This is a genomic window from Streptomyces triticisoli (assembly GCF_003270085.1).
GTDB classification, from domain to species: Bacteria; Actinomycetota; Actinomycetes; order Streptomycetales; family Streptomycetaceae; genus Streptomyces; species Streptomyces triticisoli.
Window position 1 is genome coordinate 12,811 of the sequence record NZ_QFDQ01000166.1, and the last position, 14,275, is coordinate 27,085.

The following is a 14,275-nucleotide window of genomic DNA, read 5'->3' on the forward strand; positions in this document are numbered from 1 at the left end:
GGCGGTCACCTCCGGGTCGCCGTGCGGTGGACCCACAGATTGATGAGGACGGCGCCGAGCAGCATCACGCCCAGGAAGGCCTTGAACCAGTCGGGGTTCCAGCCGGCGTAGACGATGCCCTGCTGCACCATGCCGAACATGAAGGCGCCGAAGACCGGGCCGATCGCGGAACCGGAGCCGCCGGTGAGCAGGCAGCCGCCGATGACGGCCGCGGCGATGAAGATGAGCTCCTGGCCGACGCCCTCGCCGGACTGCACGGTGTTGAAGGAGAACAGCTGGTGCATGCCGACGAACCAGGCGCCGAAGCCGACCAGCATGAACAGGCTGATCTTGGTGAAGGTGACGGGGACGCCGACCGCGCGGGCGGACTCCTTGTTGCCGCCGACCGCGAAGATCCAGTTGCCGTACTTGGTGCGCAGCAGCACCCAGGTGGCCAGGGCCGCGAAGACCAGCCACCACACGACGGTGATCTTCACCGTCACACCGCCGACCTCGAAGGACGACGCGAAGATCGCCTTGGCCTGGGCGAAGCCGTCCATGTCGCTGACGTCGTCGGTGGCGACGTTGCCGGTGACCAGCTTGGTCACGGCGAGGTTGACGCCCTGGAGGATCAGGAAGGTGCCCAGGGTGATGAGGAAGCTCGGCAGTCCGGTCTTGACCAGCATCCAGCCGTTGAACAGGCCGATCGCGAGCGACACGGTCAGGGCGACGAGCACCCCGACCCAGATGTTCATCGTCAGCTGGTAACTGAGCATGCTGGCGGTGAGCGCCGAGGCGATCACGGCGACGCCGGCCGACAGGTCGAACTCGCCGCCGATCATCAGCAGGGCCACCGGGAGCGCCATGATCCCGATGGTCGAGGACTGGTACAGGATGTTCGCCATCGAGCCGCCGTCGCGCATCGGTGGCGCCATGACGAGGAAGAAGACGAACACGGCGACGGCGCCGAGGAAGACGCCCACTTCGGGGCGGGCGAGCAGCCGCAGCGCCAGCGGACGCCGCACGGTGCGGCCGTCGGTCTGCCGGGAGCCGGGAGCCGGCGGTGTGGCCACCGCCGGCGCGGCCTGCTGGGTCATGTCGATCACCGAGTGCCCTTCGCGGCGAACTCGGCGACCCTGTCGACGTTGGACTTGTCGACGAAGGCGGGACCGGTCAGCACCGGCTGCTCGCCGCCGCCGCTGTAGTTGCCGTTGTTCTTGAACAGCCACAGGGAGTCGACCGCGAGGTAGCCCTGCAGGTAGGGCTGCTGGTCGACGGCGAACTCGATGGTGCCCTTCTGGATGGCGCCGGTGAGGTCCTTGTTGAGGTCGAAGGTGGCGATCTTCGCCTTGCTTCCGGCGTCGCCCACCGACTGCACCGCGGTCATGGCGATGGGGGCACCCAGGGTGGCCACGTAGTCGATGCCGCTGTCCTGCTTCAGCTTGGCGGTGATGGTCGACTTCACCGAGGGCATGTCGGTGCCGTTGACGTACAGGATCTGGGTGGAGCCCTTGAACGTCTTCTTCAGGCCGTCGCAGCGCTGGGTCAGACCGACGTTGCCCTGCTCGTGGATCACGCAGACGGTCTTCTTGGCGCCGACCTCGTTGAGCTTCTTGCCGAAGGCCTCGCCCGACACGGACTCGTCCTGGCCGAAGAACGACATCAGGCCGAGCTCCTGCCAGTCGCCCATGCCGGAGTTGAGGCCCACCACGGGTATGCCGCTGCTCTCGGCCTTGGCCAGGACGCTCTTCATCGCGTCCGGCTTGGCGAGGGTGACGGCGATGCCGTCGACCTTCTGGTCGATCGCGTTCTGCACCAGGTTGGCCTGGTTGCCGGCGTTGGGGTCGGCGGAGTAGACGAGCTTGATGTTGTCCTTGGCGGCGGCGGCCTCGGCGCCCTTGCGGACGATGTCCCAGAAGGTGTCACCGGGTCCCTGGTGCGTGACCAGTGCGACCGTCATCCGGGGCGTGGTGGCCTTGCCCGCCGAGGCGGCGCTCCCGCCCTCGTCGGACTTCTTTCCGCCCGAGCCGCTGGAGCAGCCGGCGAGGGTCAGGGCCGCTGCCGCGGCCACGGCCACGGCGGGGGCGAGTCTGCGGGAGCGAGAAGAGCGGCGGTCCATCTGTCCTGCACCTCACTGTAGCTACGGGAGAAGGGAGGGGATCGGGACGATCCGGCGGCCCGGAGCCGACAAGGGCGGACCCGGACCGTGTGCCGCTTGCGCGGCTGTTGCTTTGGGACCGGATCCAATCCCGTGGCGCGTCCGCTGTCAATACTTTGTTAGGACATCAGCTCAGGAGCTAGTCCGAATGTAAGTACAAACTATTGACAGTGTGGCCCTCGAAGTTCTACATCTGGGAGGCGGCAGGCCCCGGGATCCGCGTCTTCACCGTCGCGAGGCCCCCGGGAACCGCACCCAGCCCAGCTCAAGGAGGGTCGCACATGGCCGAGTCGGCTCAGCCTTTCGATTTGATCACGATGGGACGCATCGGCGTCGATCTCTACCCCCTGCAGTCCGGCGTGCCCCTGGCGCAAGTGGAGACCTTCGGCAAGTTCCTGGGCGGTTCGGCCGCCAACGTTGCCGTCGCCGCGGCCCGGCTCGGCCGCTCCTCCGCGGTGATCACCCGCACCGGTGACGACCCCTTCGGCACCTATCTGCACGAGGCGCTGAAGGACTTCGGCGTCGACGACCGCTGGGTCACGCCGGTCGCGCAGTACCCGACCCCGGTGACCTTCTGCGAGATCTTCCCGCCGGACGACTTCCCGCTGTACTTCTACCGCCGTCCCAAGGCCCCGGACCTGGAGATCCACACCGACGAGCTGGACCTCTCCGCCGTCCGCGCGGCCCGGATCTTCTGGGTCACCGGCACCGGCCTGAGCGAGGAGCCCAGCCGCTCCGCCACGCTGGCCGCCCTCGAGGCGCGTGCCAGGGCGGGCACCACGGTGTTCGACCTCGACTGGCGGCCGATGTTCTGGCGCGACCCCGACCAGGCACGCCCGTACTACGCCGAGGCGCTGCGGCACACCACCGTGGCCGTCGGCAACATCGACGAGTGCGAGATCGCCACCGGCGTGCGCGAACCCGAGGCCTGCGCCGAGGCGCTGCTGGCGGCCGGTGTGGAGCTGGCCGTCGTCAAGCAGGGCCCCAAGGGCGTCCTCGCGGTGCACCGGGACGGCACCCGCGCCGAGGTCCCGCCGGTACCCGTCGAGGTCGTCAACGGCCTCGGCGCCGGCGACGCCTTCGGCGGCTCGCTCTGCCACGGCCTGCTGTCCGGCTGGGACCTGACGAGAACCATGCGGTACGCCAACGCCGCCGGCGCCCTCGTCGCCTCCCGTCTCGCCTGCTCCTCCGCGATGCCCACCGAAGCGGAGGTCGACGACCTCCTCGCGCGAGCAACTCCCTGAACGGAGCCTTGTCTTGACCCTCAGCATCCCCGACCTGACCGCGGTCCGGGCCCGGCATCCCGAGGCCGTCGCCGAGGCCGCCGCGCGCCGGGTGCGCCGCCCGCTGATCGGCGACAGCGGCCGGCTGATGATCGTGGCCGCCGACCACCCCGCGCGCGGGGCACTCGGTGTCGGCGACCGCGGACTCGCCATGGCCAACCGCGCCGACCTGCTCGAGCGCCTGTGCGTCGCGCTGTCGCGGCCCGGCGTCGACGGGGTGCTCGCCACCGCCGACATCCTGGAGGACCTGCTGCTCCTCGGGGTGCTCGACGGCAAGGTCGTGATGGGCTCGATGAACCGCGGCGGCCTCGCGGGCGCCTCCTTCGAGATGGACGACCGCTTCACCGGCCACCGGGCCCGCGACCTCGCCCGGCTCCGCTTCGACGCGGGCAAGCTGCTGCTGCGCATCGACTACGACGACCCGGGGTCGCTGGCCACCATGGAGTCCACCGCGCGGGCCGTCGACGAGATGGCCGAGCTGCGGCTGCCGGTGTTCGTCGAGCCGTTCATCTCCCGCCGCGTCGACGGCAAGGTCTCCAACGACCTGTCCGCCGAGGCGGTCACCCGCTCCATCGCCATCGCCTCCGGTCTGGGCGGCACCTCCGCCTACACCTGGCTGAAACTGCCCGTCACGAAGGACCCGGACGACATGGCCGAGGTGCTGCGGACCTCCACACTGCCGGTCGTGCTGCTCGGCGGCGAGGTCGGCCGCGACCAGAAGGGCGCCTACGAGCGCTGGCGCAAGGCCCTCCGGCTCCCCACCGTCCAGGGCATGGTCGTCGGCCGGTCGCTGCTGTACCCGGCCGAGGGCAGTGTGGAGACCGCGGTCGACACCGCCGTGGGCATGCTGTGACCGAGCCCGCCCCGCTCGGAAGCGCCGTACCCGAGCCCGCCGTACCCGAGCCCGCCGTGCCAGAACGCCCTGTGCCCGCCGTGCCAGAACGCCCCGTGCCCGCCGTGACAAGGAGGCATCCCGTGACCAGCCCCAGCCCCCACCACCTCCCCGCCGGCAAGGCGCTCGGCGGCCCCTACGTCGTGGACGTCGGCCCCGAGTCCGCCGGCTGGGACTACTCCAGCCTGCGCGTGCTGGAGCTGCCGCCGGGCGGGGCGCACACCTTCGACACCGGTGACAGCGAGTGGATCGTGCTGCCGCTCAGCGGCGGCTGCACGGTCGAGGCCACCGACGACTCCGGCGCGGAGACCTTCCGTCTGACCGGCCGCGACAGCGTCTTCAGCGGCGTGAGCGACTTCGCGTACGTGCCGCGTGACGCCCGTACGACCGTCTCCTCCACCGGCGGCGGACGCTTCGCGCTCACCGGCGCCCGCTGCACCCGGCGCCTGCCCGCCCGCTACGGTCCGGCCTCCGGCGTACCGGTGGAGCTGCGCGGCACCGGGAACTGCTCCCGCCAGGTCAACAACTTCGGCGCCGCCGGCGTCTTCGAGTGCGACAAGCTGATCGCCGTGGAGGTGCTCACCCCCGGCGGCAACTGGTCCTCCTTCCCGCCGCACAAGCACGACGAGCACCGGCCGGGCGAGGAGTCGGTCCTGGAGGAGGTCTACTACTTCGAGTTCGCCGCCCACGACGGCACCCCCGGCCTCGGCTACCAGCGGGTCTCCCCGTCCGGGCCGGGCCGGGAGACGGACGTGTTGGCCGAGGTGCGCGACGGCGACGTGGTGCTGATCCCGGACGGCTGGCACGGGCCGTCGATGGCCGTGCCCGGCCACCACATGTACTACCTCAACGTCATGGCCGGCCCCGACGCCGAGCGCGCCTGGCTGATCTGCGACCACCCCGACCACGCCTGGATCCGCGACACCTGGCCCGAGCAGCCCGTCGACCCCCGCCTGCCCCTGTACACCGCCCCCTCCGCTCCGTCCTCCCCTTCCGCCCCGTCGTCCCAGTGAGGTCCACGATGAGTCACTCCACGACCCGTCTCACCGTCGCCCAGGCGCTGGTGCGGTTCCTCGCCGCCCAGTACACCGAGCGGGACGGTGTACGGCACCGGCTGATCGCCGGCACCTGGGGCATCTTCGGCCACGGCAACGTGGCCGGCGTCGGACAGGCGCTGGTGGAGGCCGGCGAGGACGTCATGCCGTTCCACCAGGGCCGCAACGAGCAGGCGATGGTGCACGCGGCGGTCGGCTACGCCCGCCAGCGCGACCGGCTGTCCACGCAAGCGGTGACGACGTCCATCGGACCGGGCGCCACCAACCTCGTCACCGGCGCCGCCCTGGCCACCATCAACCGCCTGCCGGTGCTGCTGCTGCCCGGCGACTACTTCGCCACCCACACCGCCGACCCGCTGCTGCAGCAGCTGGAGCACCCGGTGGAGGCGGACGTGTCGGTCAACGACACCCTGCGCCCGGTCTCCCGCTACTTCGACCGGATCACCCGCCCCGAGGCCCTGATCGCCTCCGCGCTGAACGCGATGCGGGTCCTGACCGACCCGGCCGAGACCGGCGCGGTCACCCTCGCCCTGCCGCAGGACGTGCAGGCGGAAGGCTTCGACTGGCCCGAGGAGTTCTTCGCCGAGCGGGTGTGGCGGGTACGGCGTCCCGCTCCCGACCCGGCCGAACTCGCCGAGGCGGTACGGGCCGTACGGGCCGCCGGGCGCCCCTTGATCGTCGCGGGCGGCGGCGTGCACCACAGCGGGGCCGAGGACGCGCTGAAGGCGTTCACCGACGCCACCGGCATCCCGGTCGCCTCCACCCAGGCCGGCAAGGGCTCGCTGCGCCACGACCACCCGGCCGACCTCGGCGGCATCGGGCACACCGGCACGGCCGTCAGTGACGACCTCGCGCGCACCGCGGACCTGGTCATCGGCGTCGGCACCCGCTACACCGACTTCACCACCGCCTCCGGCACCCTCTTCCAGAACCCGGACGTCCGCTTCCTCAACCTCAACATCACCGCGTTCGACGCCCACAAGCTGGCGGCCACGACGCTCGTCTGCGACGCGCGGGCCGGGCTCACGGCGCTCACCGAGGCGCTGGCCGGGCACCGCGTGGACGCCGGGTACGAGGCCGAGTACCGGGCGGGCAAGGAGCGCTGGGAGCGGGTGGTCGAGGCGGCGTACCGCGCGGACGACGACAGCGCCGTACCGACCCAGACGCAGGTGCTGGGCGCGCTGGACGCGGTCGTGGGCGACGAGGACGTGGTGATCAACGCGGCCGGTTCGCTCCCCGGCGACCTGCACAAGCTGTGGCGGGCCCGTTCGCCGCGCCAGTACCACCTGGAGTACGGCTACTCCTGCATGGGCTACGAGATCCCGGCCGCGATCGGCGTGCAGCAGGCCGCGCCGGACACGCCGGTGTGGGCGCTGGTCGGCGACGGCACCTATCTGATGATGCCGACGGAGATCGTCACGGCCGTCCAGGAGGGCCTGCCGGTCAACGTGGTCCTGATCCAGAACCACGGGTACGCCTCCATCGGCGGTCTGTCGGAGTCGGTGGGCGCCGAGCGGTTCGGCACCGCCTACCGCTACCGGGCCGCCGACGGCACCTTCACCGGCGCCCCGCTGCCCGTGGACCTCGCCGCCAACGCCGGCAGCCTCGGCATGGAGGTGCTGCGCGCCAAGACGGTGGGCGAGCTGCGCCAGGCGCTGCGCGCGGCCCGCGCCTCCGACCGGCCGACCTGCGTGTACGTCGAGACGGACGTGAACAGTGGGTCCCCGGCCGCTCCTCCGGCCGAGGCCTGGTGGGACGTGCCGGTGGCCGAGGTGGCCTCCCGCGAGGCGGCCGTCCAGGCCCGCGAGCGCTACGACCGCGAGGTGGCCGCCCGCCGCCACCACCTGTGAACTCCCCTCGCCGACAGGCCGCCTGGAGCCGCGCAACGCCTCACCCGACCCGAAGGGGGTACCCCGTGGCGACGATCGGTGACCGCTCCCGTGCCGGGACCGTCTCCGCGCTCGATTCCCTGGACTTCACCCTGGACCGGAGCAGTCCGGTGCCGCTGTACTACCAGTTCGCCCAGCAGCTGGAAGCGGCGATCGGGCGCGGAACCCTCGCCCCGGGGGACCTCCTGGGCAACGAGATCGACCTGTCCGTGCGCCTGGGCCTGTCCCGCCCCACGGTCCGCCAGGCCATCCAGTCCCTGGTCGACAAGGGGCTGCTGGTCCGGCGGCGCGGGGTGGGCACACAGGTGGTGCACAGCAAGGTCAGGCGGCCCCTGGAGCTCAGCAGTCTCTACGACGACCTGGAGACGGCCGGGCAGGGCCCGACCACGCGCGTGCTGCGCAACGAGCGCGTGCCCGCGACCGCCGAGGTGGCCGCCGCGCTCGGCCTCACCGAGGGCGGCGAGGTGACGGTGCTGGAGCGGCTGCGGTTCACGCACGGCCAGCCGGTGGCGTACATGTGCAACCACCTGCCGGCCACGCTGCTCGAGCCGGACACCGCCCGGCTGGAGTCGACCGGCCTGTACCGGATGATGCGCTCGGCGGGCATCACCCTGCACAGCGCCCGCCAGACCATCGGCGCCCGCGGAGCCACCACCGAGGAGGCCGCCCGCCTCGACGAGAAGGAGGGCGCCGCCCTGCTCACCATGCAGCGCACGGCATACGACGACACGGGCCGGGCGGTGGAGTACGCCCGGCACGTCTACCGCGCGTCCCGGTACGCCTTCGACTTCCAGCTGCTGGTACGGCCGTGAGCGCCGCGGGAGCCGCGTACGGTGACAGGCTGCGGGAGCCGGTCCTCGGAACGCGGCTGAGGCTCCCTTCCCACGCAGACCGGTCCAGCCACAGCACGCCCGTGAGACGAGCGGAGCCCCGGCCGGTGAGACCGGTTCAGCCTCCCGGACGAGCCCGTATTACGCTGGTCAGCCGTCGAGCGGGGCGAGCAGCATCACGCCGGACAGCACCGGAACGGTCGCCGGACGCAGCGCCATGAGAAGCCGTTCTCGATGACCCCACGACAAGGTCGATACGCCTGCGCGCCTCTTCCGGATCCTTCCTGGAGCGGTGCGAGAAAATCGTTGGACATCGCACGGGTCAGCGGCGAGCGTAGGCGGAATGCAGCAGGAGAAGATCTGGGACGCCGATGCCGCCCAGCGCTATGACACGCCCGGCTCCGGCATGTTCGCGCCCGAGGTCCTGGGGCCGACCGTGGACCGCCTCGCCCGGCTCGCAGGGGACGGAGCAGCGCTCGAGTTCGCCATCGGGACCGGCCGGGTGGCCGTCCCGCTCGCCGAGCGGGGAGTCCCGGTCACCGGTATCGAGTTGTCGCTGCCGATGGTGGAGCTACTGCGGACCAAGGTCGACGAAGCAACGATTCCAGTGGTCATGGGCGACATGGCGACCACCGTCGCCCCCGGGGAGTACACCCTCGTCTACCTCGTCTACAACACGATCTCCAACCTGCTCACCCAGGATGAGCAGGTCCGGTGCTTCCGCAACGCCGCCCGTCACCTCACGCCCGGTGGGCGGTTCGTGATCGAGCTCTGGGTGCCCGAGCTGCGCAAGCTCCCACCGGGCCAGGCGGCCACCGTCTGGCAGTCCGACCCCGGCTACATCGGTCTGGACACCTACGACGTCCTGCGCCAGCACGTGGTGTCGCACCACTTCCACTTCGACGGGACCCAGCAGGCCCGGTTGTTCCGGAGCCCCCATCGCTACATCTGGCCGGCCGAGCTCGATCTCATGGCCCAGCTGGCCGGATTCGAACTGGAGGCCAGGCACGCGGACTGGTCCGGAGCCGAGTTCACCGCCGAGTCACGTTCTCACGTCTCCGTCTACCGAATCCCGCCGGCGTAGTGGCTCCGCGGCGACGCCTGCACCCGCGGACTCACTCACCGGGCCGGCCTCGGTCTCCTTGGACCGTCAGGGGCGGTATGCCCAGAACAAGGCGTGTCCGCCGTCACCCTCCGGGATGAACTCCTCCCGCTCGATCACCAGGCCGGCCTGAGTGATCCACTCACGGTTGGTGGCAGCATCCGCATGGCTCCACCACATCGGGGCACCGCCCCCGAGCCAGTTCTCCTCGGTTCCGGTCCACTCGCCGTGTCCGGTGGTGGCCACGAAGCAGCCTCCCGGGCGCAGCCACCCGGCGATCCTTCGCAGCAGGGGCGGCTGCTCGGCCAGCGGGACGTGGATCAGGGCGAAGAAGGAGACGACGGCGTCGAAGGACGCGGCGTCAAAGGACGCAGCCGTGGCGTCGGCGTGGATGAACTCGGCCTGGGGCACCCGCTCCCGGGCCCGAGAGACCTGCACCTCGCTGATGTCGATTCCGGTGACCCGGTAGCCGGCCGCAGCCAGAGTCCGCGCGACCGGCACTCCGCTTCCGCAGCCCACGTCCAGCACCGTCCCACCGGCCGGAACCCGTCGGCGGAGGTCACCGAGCAGGGACTGGTACTTCGTCTCGGCGCCGTACACCTCGTCGTAGCGCAGGGAGACGGCGTCGTACCCGCGCCGGACCGTGTCCTTGGGGTCCGTGTTGTCCACGCGCGAGACTCTAGCCAGTGGCTGCGAGGCACGGCGAACGGATATCCCGGCACGTCCGGCGACCACCATCGCCACCAGAGGATCTTGTCCGCGGCATGTGAGGCGGCGAGGCCACCAACCGGGTCCCGGTGGGGTCCATGCGCGAGGAAGACCTGCTCGTGCCGACGCACGGGAACACCGGCGCTGGTGAAGTCGTGCTCCCAAAGGCACAGCAGGGTGCCGTCCAACTGGATGCCGGTTCGCAACTGGCCCCCGGCAACGACCAAGGGGATGTTTCGGATTCCTCCGAAACATCCCCTGATGTGCGACTCCTCCGAGTCGGGACGACAGGATTTGAACCTGCGACCCCTTGACCCCCAGTCAAGTGCGCTACCAAGCTGCGCCACGTCCCGGTGCGCTCACGTGCGGTGATCCGCGTGAGCGCGCGAACATCACTTTACCGCACCTCGGGGGCCGCACCGAAGCGGGGACGGGGTCGGGGACAATCGGCGTATGAGCAGTACATCCAGCAGCACGTCTTCCGGCAGGCCGGCCCGCGCGCGGGACCGGGACGACGAGGGTCGGGCGCGCAACGCGCGGCCGCGGGACGGGCTGGGGCGACCCCTGCCGTACGACGCCGACGGGGTGCCGCGGCAGCCCGAGGGCGTGGTGCGCACCCCGTGGGAGACGGTCGCCGAGGCACAGGCGCTGCTGGATGAGGGCAAGCCCTTCCACGCGCACGAGGTGTTCGAGGACGCCTGGAAGACGGGGCCGGAGGCGGAGCGCGCCCTGTGGCGCGGGCTGGCCCAGCTCGCGGTGGGACTCACGCACGCGGCCCGCGGCAACGTCACCGGCGGTGCCCGGCTGCTGCGGCGCGGGGCGGGTGCCGTGGAGGAGTGGGTGGCGGACACCGGGGAGCGGACTCCGTACGGCATGGACGCCCCGGGGCTCGTGGCGTGGGCGCGGGAGTTGGCGGACACCGTGGAGAACGGGGCGATGGGGGCCGTGGACGCGGCGGAGCGGGCGCCTCGGCTGCGGGGTGGGGCGTAGCGCCGGGTAGGGGCGCGGTGCCGGGGTGTCAGTGCCGTACGGCAGACTCGGGGGGTGCGAAAGATTCATGTCATCGGCATCGGCGCGGGCGACCCGGAGCAGTTGACCCTGCAGGCGGTCAGGGCGCTGCGTGAGACGGACGTGTTCTTCGTCCTCGACAAGGGCGAGGTGAAGTCCGACCTCGTCGAGCTGCGCCGGGACATGCTGCGCACGCACATACCCGAGGGGACGTACCGCGTGGTTCGGGCGCGTGACCCGGAGCGGGACCGGTCGGCGGGCGGCGCCGCCTACTCCCCCGCCGTCGGGGACTGGCGCAGTGCCCGTGCGGACATCTACGAGCGGCTGATCGCGGAGGAGCTGGGCGAGGGCGGGACCGGCGCGTTCCTGGTGTGGGGGGACCCGGCTCTGTACGACAGCACGATCGGCATCCTCGAGGAGGTGCTGGCCCGAGGGGCGGTGGAGTTCACGTACGACGTGGTGCCCGGCATCAGCAGCGTCTCCGCGCTGGTGGCCCGGCACCGTACGGGGCTCAACCGGGTCGCCCGGCCGGTGCAGATCACCACGGGCCGGCGGCTCGCCGAGGGGTTTCCGGAGGGGGTGGACGACGTGGTGGTGGTGCTGGACGCCCGCCAGACCTTCCGGCAGTACGCCGACCAGGAGCTCGACATCTACTGGGGCGCCTACATAGGCACCCCGGACGAGATCCTCGCTTCCGGCCCGATCGCCGAGGCCGCGCCGCGCATCGAGCGGCTGCGGGCCGAGGCCCGGGAGCGCAAGGGCTGGATCATGGACACGTATCTGCTGCGCCGACGCCCGAAGGAGTAGGCGACCCGAGCCACTCCAGCACGGCGGTGACGTCCGGTACGGCGGTCAGCCCTGGCCGCAGCGGCGGGCGCCGTACGACGACGACCGGCAGCCCGAGCTTCCGCGCGGCGGAGAGTTTGGCCGCCGTGGCCGTGCCTCCGCTGTCCTTGGTCACCAGTACGTCGAGACGGTGCGTCCTGAGCAGCTCCGTCTCGTCGGCCTCGGTGAAAGGGCCCCGGGCCAGGACGACCCGCAGATCCGGCGGCATGGGCGGCTCGGGCGGCTCCACCGACCGTACGAGGAAGTGGAGTTCGGCCAGGTGGGCGAAGGCGGCGAGGCCGAGTCGTCCCGTGGTGAGGAAGACCCGGTGGCCCAGCCGGGGCAGCAGTTCGGCCGCCGCGGCCGGCGAGTCGACGGCGTGCCAGCGGTCCCCGGGCCCCGGCTGCCAGCCGGGCCTGCGCAGTACCACCAGGGGCACGCCGGTCGCCGCCGCGGCGTGCGCCGCGTTGCGCGTGATCGCCTCGGCGAAGGGGTGCGTGGCGTCGACGACGGCGTCCACGCGGTGTTCCCGCAGCCACGTGGCCAGCCCCTCCGCCCCGCCGAAGCCGCCGACGCGCACCTCCCCGTCCACCGCACCGGGCCGCGCCACCCGCCCCGCCAGCGAACTGGTCACCCGCACGCCTTCGCGCGCCGCGAGCACCGCGGCCAGTTCACGTGCCTCGGTGGTGCCGCCGAGGATCAGGACGTGGGAGGACATGACGTCGAGGGTACGAGGCAGCGGGCGGCGGCCGGCACGCCGGAGCGGGGTCATGTCCTCCGGGACCGGTCCAGGCCGTGTTCGGACAGGGGGCCCACGGTCCAGCCGGCCGCGTGGCAGGTGGTGATCAGGGTGGGGAGGGCGGCCAGGGTGGTGCGCCAGGAGCCGGGGGCCGAGGCGTGGTCGGAGTCGTGGAGAAGGACCGTGCCGCCGCCGCGCAGGTCGGCGGTGACGGTGGTGTGGACGGCGGCGGGGGTGGCGTCCGGCGTCCAGTCCCGGCCCCAGGCGGTCCACAGCACCGGTCGCAGGCCGACACGGCGGGCGGCGGCCCAGCGGCCGGAGGTGAGGATGCCGTAGGGCGGGCGGTACCAGTGCGGCCGCCGGCCGGTGGTGCCGTGGAGGACGTGGGCCGCCTTCGCCGTCTCCCGCAGGTCCCGGCCCGGGGCCGGCAGCCAGGGACGGCTGTGGGTCCAGCCGTGCACGGCCAGTTCATGGCCCCGTTCCGCCATGTGCCGGGTGAGCTCGGGGTACCGGACCACCCTCTCCCCGAGGACGAAGAAGGTGGCGCGCACGGCGAGCCGGTCCAGCTCGTCCAGGAAGTGCGGCGTACAGGCCGGGTCCGGGCCGTCGTCGAAGGTCAGTGCGATGTGGTCGGGGCGCCCGGTCCCCGCCAGGCGCGGGAAGCACAGGGCACGGAAGCGGGGCAGCCAGGTGGCCGCCGGGACGATGTGCGCGGCCGCGACGGCGGCGACGGGCGTGAGAGCCGCCACCGCGGTCCGCACGGCACCGCTGTCCGGTCCTCCCACCTGTCGCCTCCTCACGGGTGCTCCGCCTGTGCCCTTCCCCGGCCGGGCACCGTGCCGGGCGCCGGCTCGGCGTCCCACTTGCCCGACACGGCGGGAGAGCGAGCCAGACCGACCGTGCCGGCCGCGAGCAGGCCGATGCCGACGGCCTCGGGCAGGATGCGCACACCCAGGGCGATTTCTTCCCCGAACAGGGCCACTCCGAGCGCCACGCTCGTCACGGCGTCCCCGAGGGTGAGGGCGGGCTGGGAGGCGACCAGGGTGCCCGCGTGGAAGGCCAGCTGGAGCAGTCCGAAGGCGGCCAGGCCGGTGGCCACCGTGGCGTACGGCGTCCAGTGGGTCGCCAGCGCGGCCAGGCCCTGCTGATACACGCCCGTCACCTCCTTGAGGAGGGCCGCCGTCGCCGCGAACAGCACGGCCGAGGCCAGACCGAGCACGGCGGCCCGGGGCGGCCCCTTGACCAGCCGCGCCACGAGGAGCAGCACGGTCACCAGGCACGCGAGGGCGATGCCGACCGGGATCCAGCGCTCCGCATCGGCCCTGGCGCGTCCGGCGGAGGGCGCGGCGGCACCGAGGAAGAGGGCCAGCCCGGCGGCCAGGGCCAGGAAGGACAGCCAGGTGGTCCGGGCCGGGCGCCGGTGGAAGACGACGCTTCCCAGCACCAGCGTGAACAACAGTTCGGTGGCCAGCAGCGGCTGGACGAGTGACAGACTGCCGACGGCCAGCGCCGCGGCCTGCAGCACCGAGGACCCGGCCAGCATGGCCGCCCCGGCCAGCCAGAACCGCCGCCGCCTCGCGCGTACGGTCTGAGGGGAGCCCCTGCCTGCCGGTCCGCGTCCGCCGTCCGGCGCCAGTACGGCGGAGCCCTCCGCTCCATGCCCGTCCGGCGGAGTCGCCGGCACGCCCTCGGCCTGCCGGCTCCTCGTCCGGCGGGCGCCCCGCTCGCCTGCTCCGGGGCCGTGCGGCTCCTCGGCGGTCTTTCCGGCGTTGCCCGGCTCCCCGGTGGCCGTGCCGCCCGGCGCCCG

Annotated in this window: 14 protein-coding genes and 1 tRNA gene; 8 read left to right on the plus strand and 7 right to left on the minus strand. The window is 72.3% G+C overall.

All coding sequences use genetic code 11. From position 1 onward, the window contains the following. Positions 1-5 precede the first annotated feature (5 nt). Both DEP02_RS22370 and DEP02_RS22375 read right to left on the minus strand, forming a co-directional pair. Entirely contained in the window at positions 6-1,082 is a 1,077-nt protein-coding gene (locus tag DEP02_RS22370) for an ABC transporter permease (protein ID WP_198668537.1), read from the minus strand. Further along, positions 1,082-2,098, minus strand: a complete 1,017-nt coding sequence (locus tag DEP02_RS22375) for a sugar ABC transporter substrate-binding protein (RefSeq protein ID WP_112469484.1) — start codon at positions 2,096-2,098, stop codon at positions 1,082-1,084. Before DEP02_RS22375 ends, DEP02_RS22370 begins: the two co-directional genes overlap by 1 nt. Before the next feature lie 320 nt (positions 2,099-2,418). On the opposite strand from DEP02_RS22375, the gene iolC reads away from it, so the two are divergent. From iolC to DEP02_RS22405, 6 genes are all read left to right on the plus strand, one after another. Next, the gene (gene iolC / locus DEP02_RS22380; protein ID WP_112469485.1) at positions 2,419-3,381 is read left to right on the plus strand and encodes a 5-dehydro-2-deoxygluconokinase; all 963 of its coding nucleotides are present in this window, start codon (positions 2,419-2,421) and stop codon (positions 3,379-3,381) included. A 13-nt stretch (positions 3,382-3,394) separates the two neighbouring features. Beyond that, entirely contained in the window at positions 3,395-4,273 is an 879-nt protein-coding gene (locus tag DEP02_RS22385) for a Cgl0159 family (beta/alpha)8-fold protein (RefSeq protein ID WP_112469486.1), read from the plus strand. Positions 4,274-4,395: 122 nt separating this feature from the next. Continuing rightward, positions 4,396-5,325 carry a 5-deoxy-glucuronate isomerase gene (iolB, locus tag DEP02_RS22390; protein ID WP_112469487.1) on the plus strand — a complete coding sequence of 310 codons (930 nt, stop codon included), beginning with the start codon at positions 4,396-4,398 and terminating at the stop codon, positions 5,323-5,325. Positions 5,326-5,333: 8 nt separating this feature from the next. Further along, complete coding sequence (iolD, locus tag DEP02_RS22395; protein ID WP_112469488.1) at positions 5,334-7,217, plus strand: 3D-(3,5/4)-trihydroxycyclohexane-1,2-dione acylhydrolase (decyclizing); 1,884 nt, start codon at positions 5,334-5,336, stop codon at positions 7,215-7,217. 65 nt (positions 7,218-7,282) lie between these two features. Beyond that, positions 7,283-8,068, plus strand: a complete 786-nt coding sequence (locus DEP02_RS22400) for a GntR family transcriptional regulator (protein ID WP_112469489.1) — start codon at positions 7,283-7,285, stop codon at positions 8,066-8,068. Positions 8,069-8,429: 361 nt separating this feature from the next. Next, positions 8,430-9,170, plus strand: coding sequence for a class I SAM-dependent methyltransferase (locus tag DEP02_RS22405; RefSeq protein WP_112469490.1), 741 nt, complete (start codon positions 8,430-8,432; stop codon positions 9,168-9,170). A 66-nt stretch (positions 9,171-9,236) separates the two neighbouring features. Here the strand turns inward: DEP02_RS22405 and DEP02_RS22410 are convergent, their stop codons facing one another. Then, positions 9,237-9,857, minus strand: a complete 621-nt coding sequence (locus DEP02_RS22410; RefSeq protein ID WP_198668536.1) for a class I SAM-dependent methyltransferase — start codon at positions 9,855-9,857, stop codon at positions 9,237-9,239. A gap of 318 nt (positions 9,858-10,175) precedes the next feature. Next, positions 10,176-10,249 (minus strand) — tRNA-Pro (locus DEP02_RS22415). 100 nt (positions 10,250-10,349) lie between these two features. On the opposite strand from DEP02_RS22415, the gene DEP02_RS22420 reads away from it, so the two are divergent. Together DEP02_RS22420 and cobF are read left to right on the plus strand one after the other, a co-directional pair. Next, positions 10,350-10,886 carry a DUF309 domain-containing protein gene (locus tag DEP02_RS22420; RefSeq protein WP_112469491.1) on the plus strand — a complete coding sequence of 179 codons (537 nt, stop codon included), beginning with the start codon at positions 10,350-10,352 and terminating at the stop codon, positions 10,884-10,886. 54 nt (positions 10,887-10,940) lie between these two features. Continuing rightward, positions 10,941-11,711, plus strand: coding sequence for a precorrin-6A synthase (deacetylating) (gene cobF / locus DEP02_RS22425; RefSeq protein ID WP_112469492.1), 771 nt, complete (start codon positions 10,941-10,943; stop codon positions 11,709-11,711). Here the strand turns inward: cobF and DEP02_RS22430 are convergent. Genes DEP02_RS22430 through DEP02_RS22440 form a run of 3 tightly spaced genes read right to left on the minus strand, consistent with a single transcriptional unit; the run spans position 11,671 to position 14,152 of the window. Next, entirely contained in the window at positions 11,671-12,447 is a 777-nt protein-coding gene (locus DEP02_RS22430; RefSeq protein ID WP_112469496.1) for a cobalt-precorrin-6A reductase, read from the minus strand. The genes cobF and DEP02_RS22430 overlap by 41 nt on opposite strands. A gap of 50 nt (positions 12,448-12,497) precedes the next feature. Beyond that, positions 12,498-13,253, minus strand: a complete 756-nt coding sequence (locus DEP02_RS22435; protein WP_232839233.1) for a polysaccharide deacetylase family protein — start codon at positions 13,251-13,253, stop codon at positions 12,498-12,500. A gap of 11 nt (positions 13,254-13,264) precedes the next feature. Beyond that, complete coding sequence (locus DEP02_RS22440; protein WP_232839234.1) at positions 13,265-14,152, minus strand: DMT family transporter; 888 nt, start codon at positions 14,150-14,152, stop codon at positions 13,265-13,267. Positions 14,153-14,275 lie beyond the last annotated feature (123 nt).

Bases quoted from the DNA above. Each gene is read 5' to 3' on its own strand.
- iolC (WP_112469485.1), top strand. From the start codon at position 2,419: ATGGCCGAGTCGGCTCAGCCTTTCGATTTGATCACGATGGGACGCATC.
- DEP02_RS22420 (WP_112469491.1), top strand. From the start codon at position 10,350: ATGAGCAGTACATCCAGCAGCACGTCTTCCGGCAGGCCGGCCCGCGCG.
- DEP02_RS22430 (WP_112469496.1), bottom strand. From the start codon at position 12,447: ATGTCCTCCCACGTCCTGATCCTCGGCGGCACCACCGAGGCACGTGAA.
- DEP02_RS22405 (WP_112469490.1), top strand. From the start codon at position 8,430: ATGCAGCAGGAGAAGATCTGGGACGCCGATGCCGCCCAGCGCTATGAC.
- DEP02_RS22375 (WP_112469484.1), bottom strand. From the start codon at position 2,098: ATGGACCGCCGCTCTTCTCGCTCCCGCAGACTCGCCCCCGCCGTGGCC.
- iolD (WP_112469488.1), top strand. From the start codon at position 5,334: ATGAGTCACTCCACGACCCGTCTCACCGTCGCCCAGGCGCTGGTGCGG.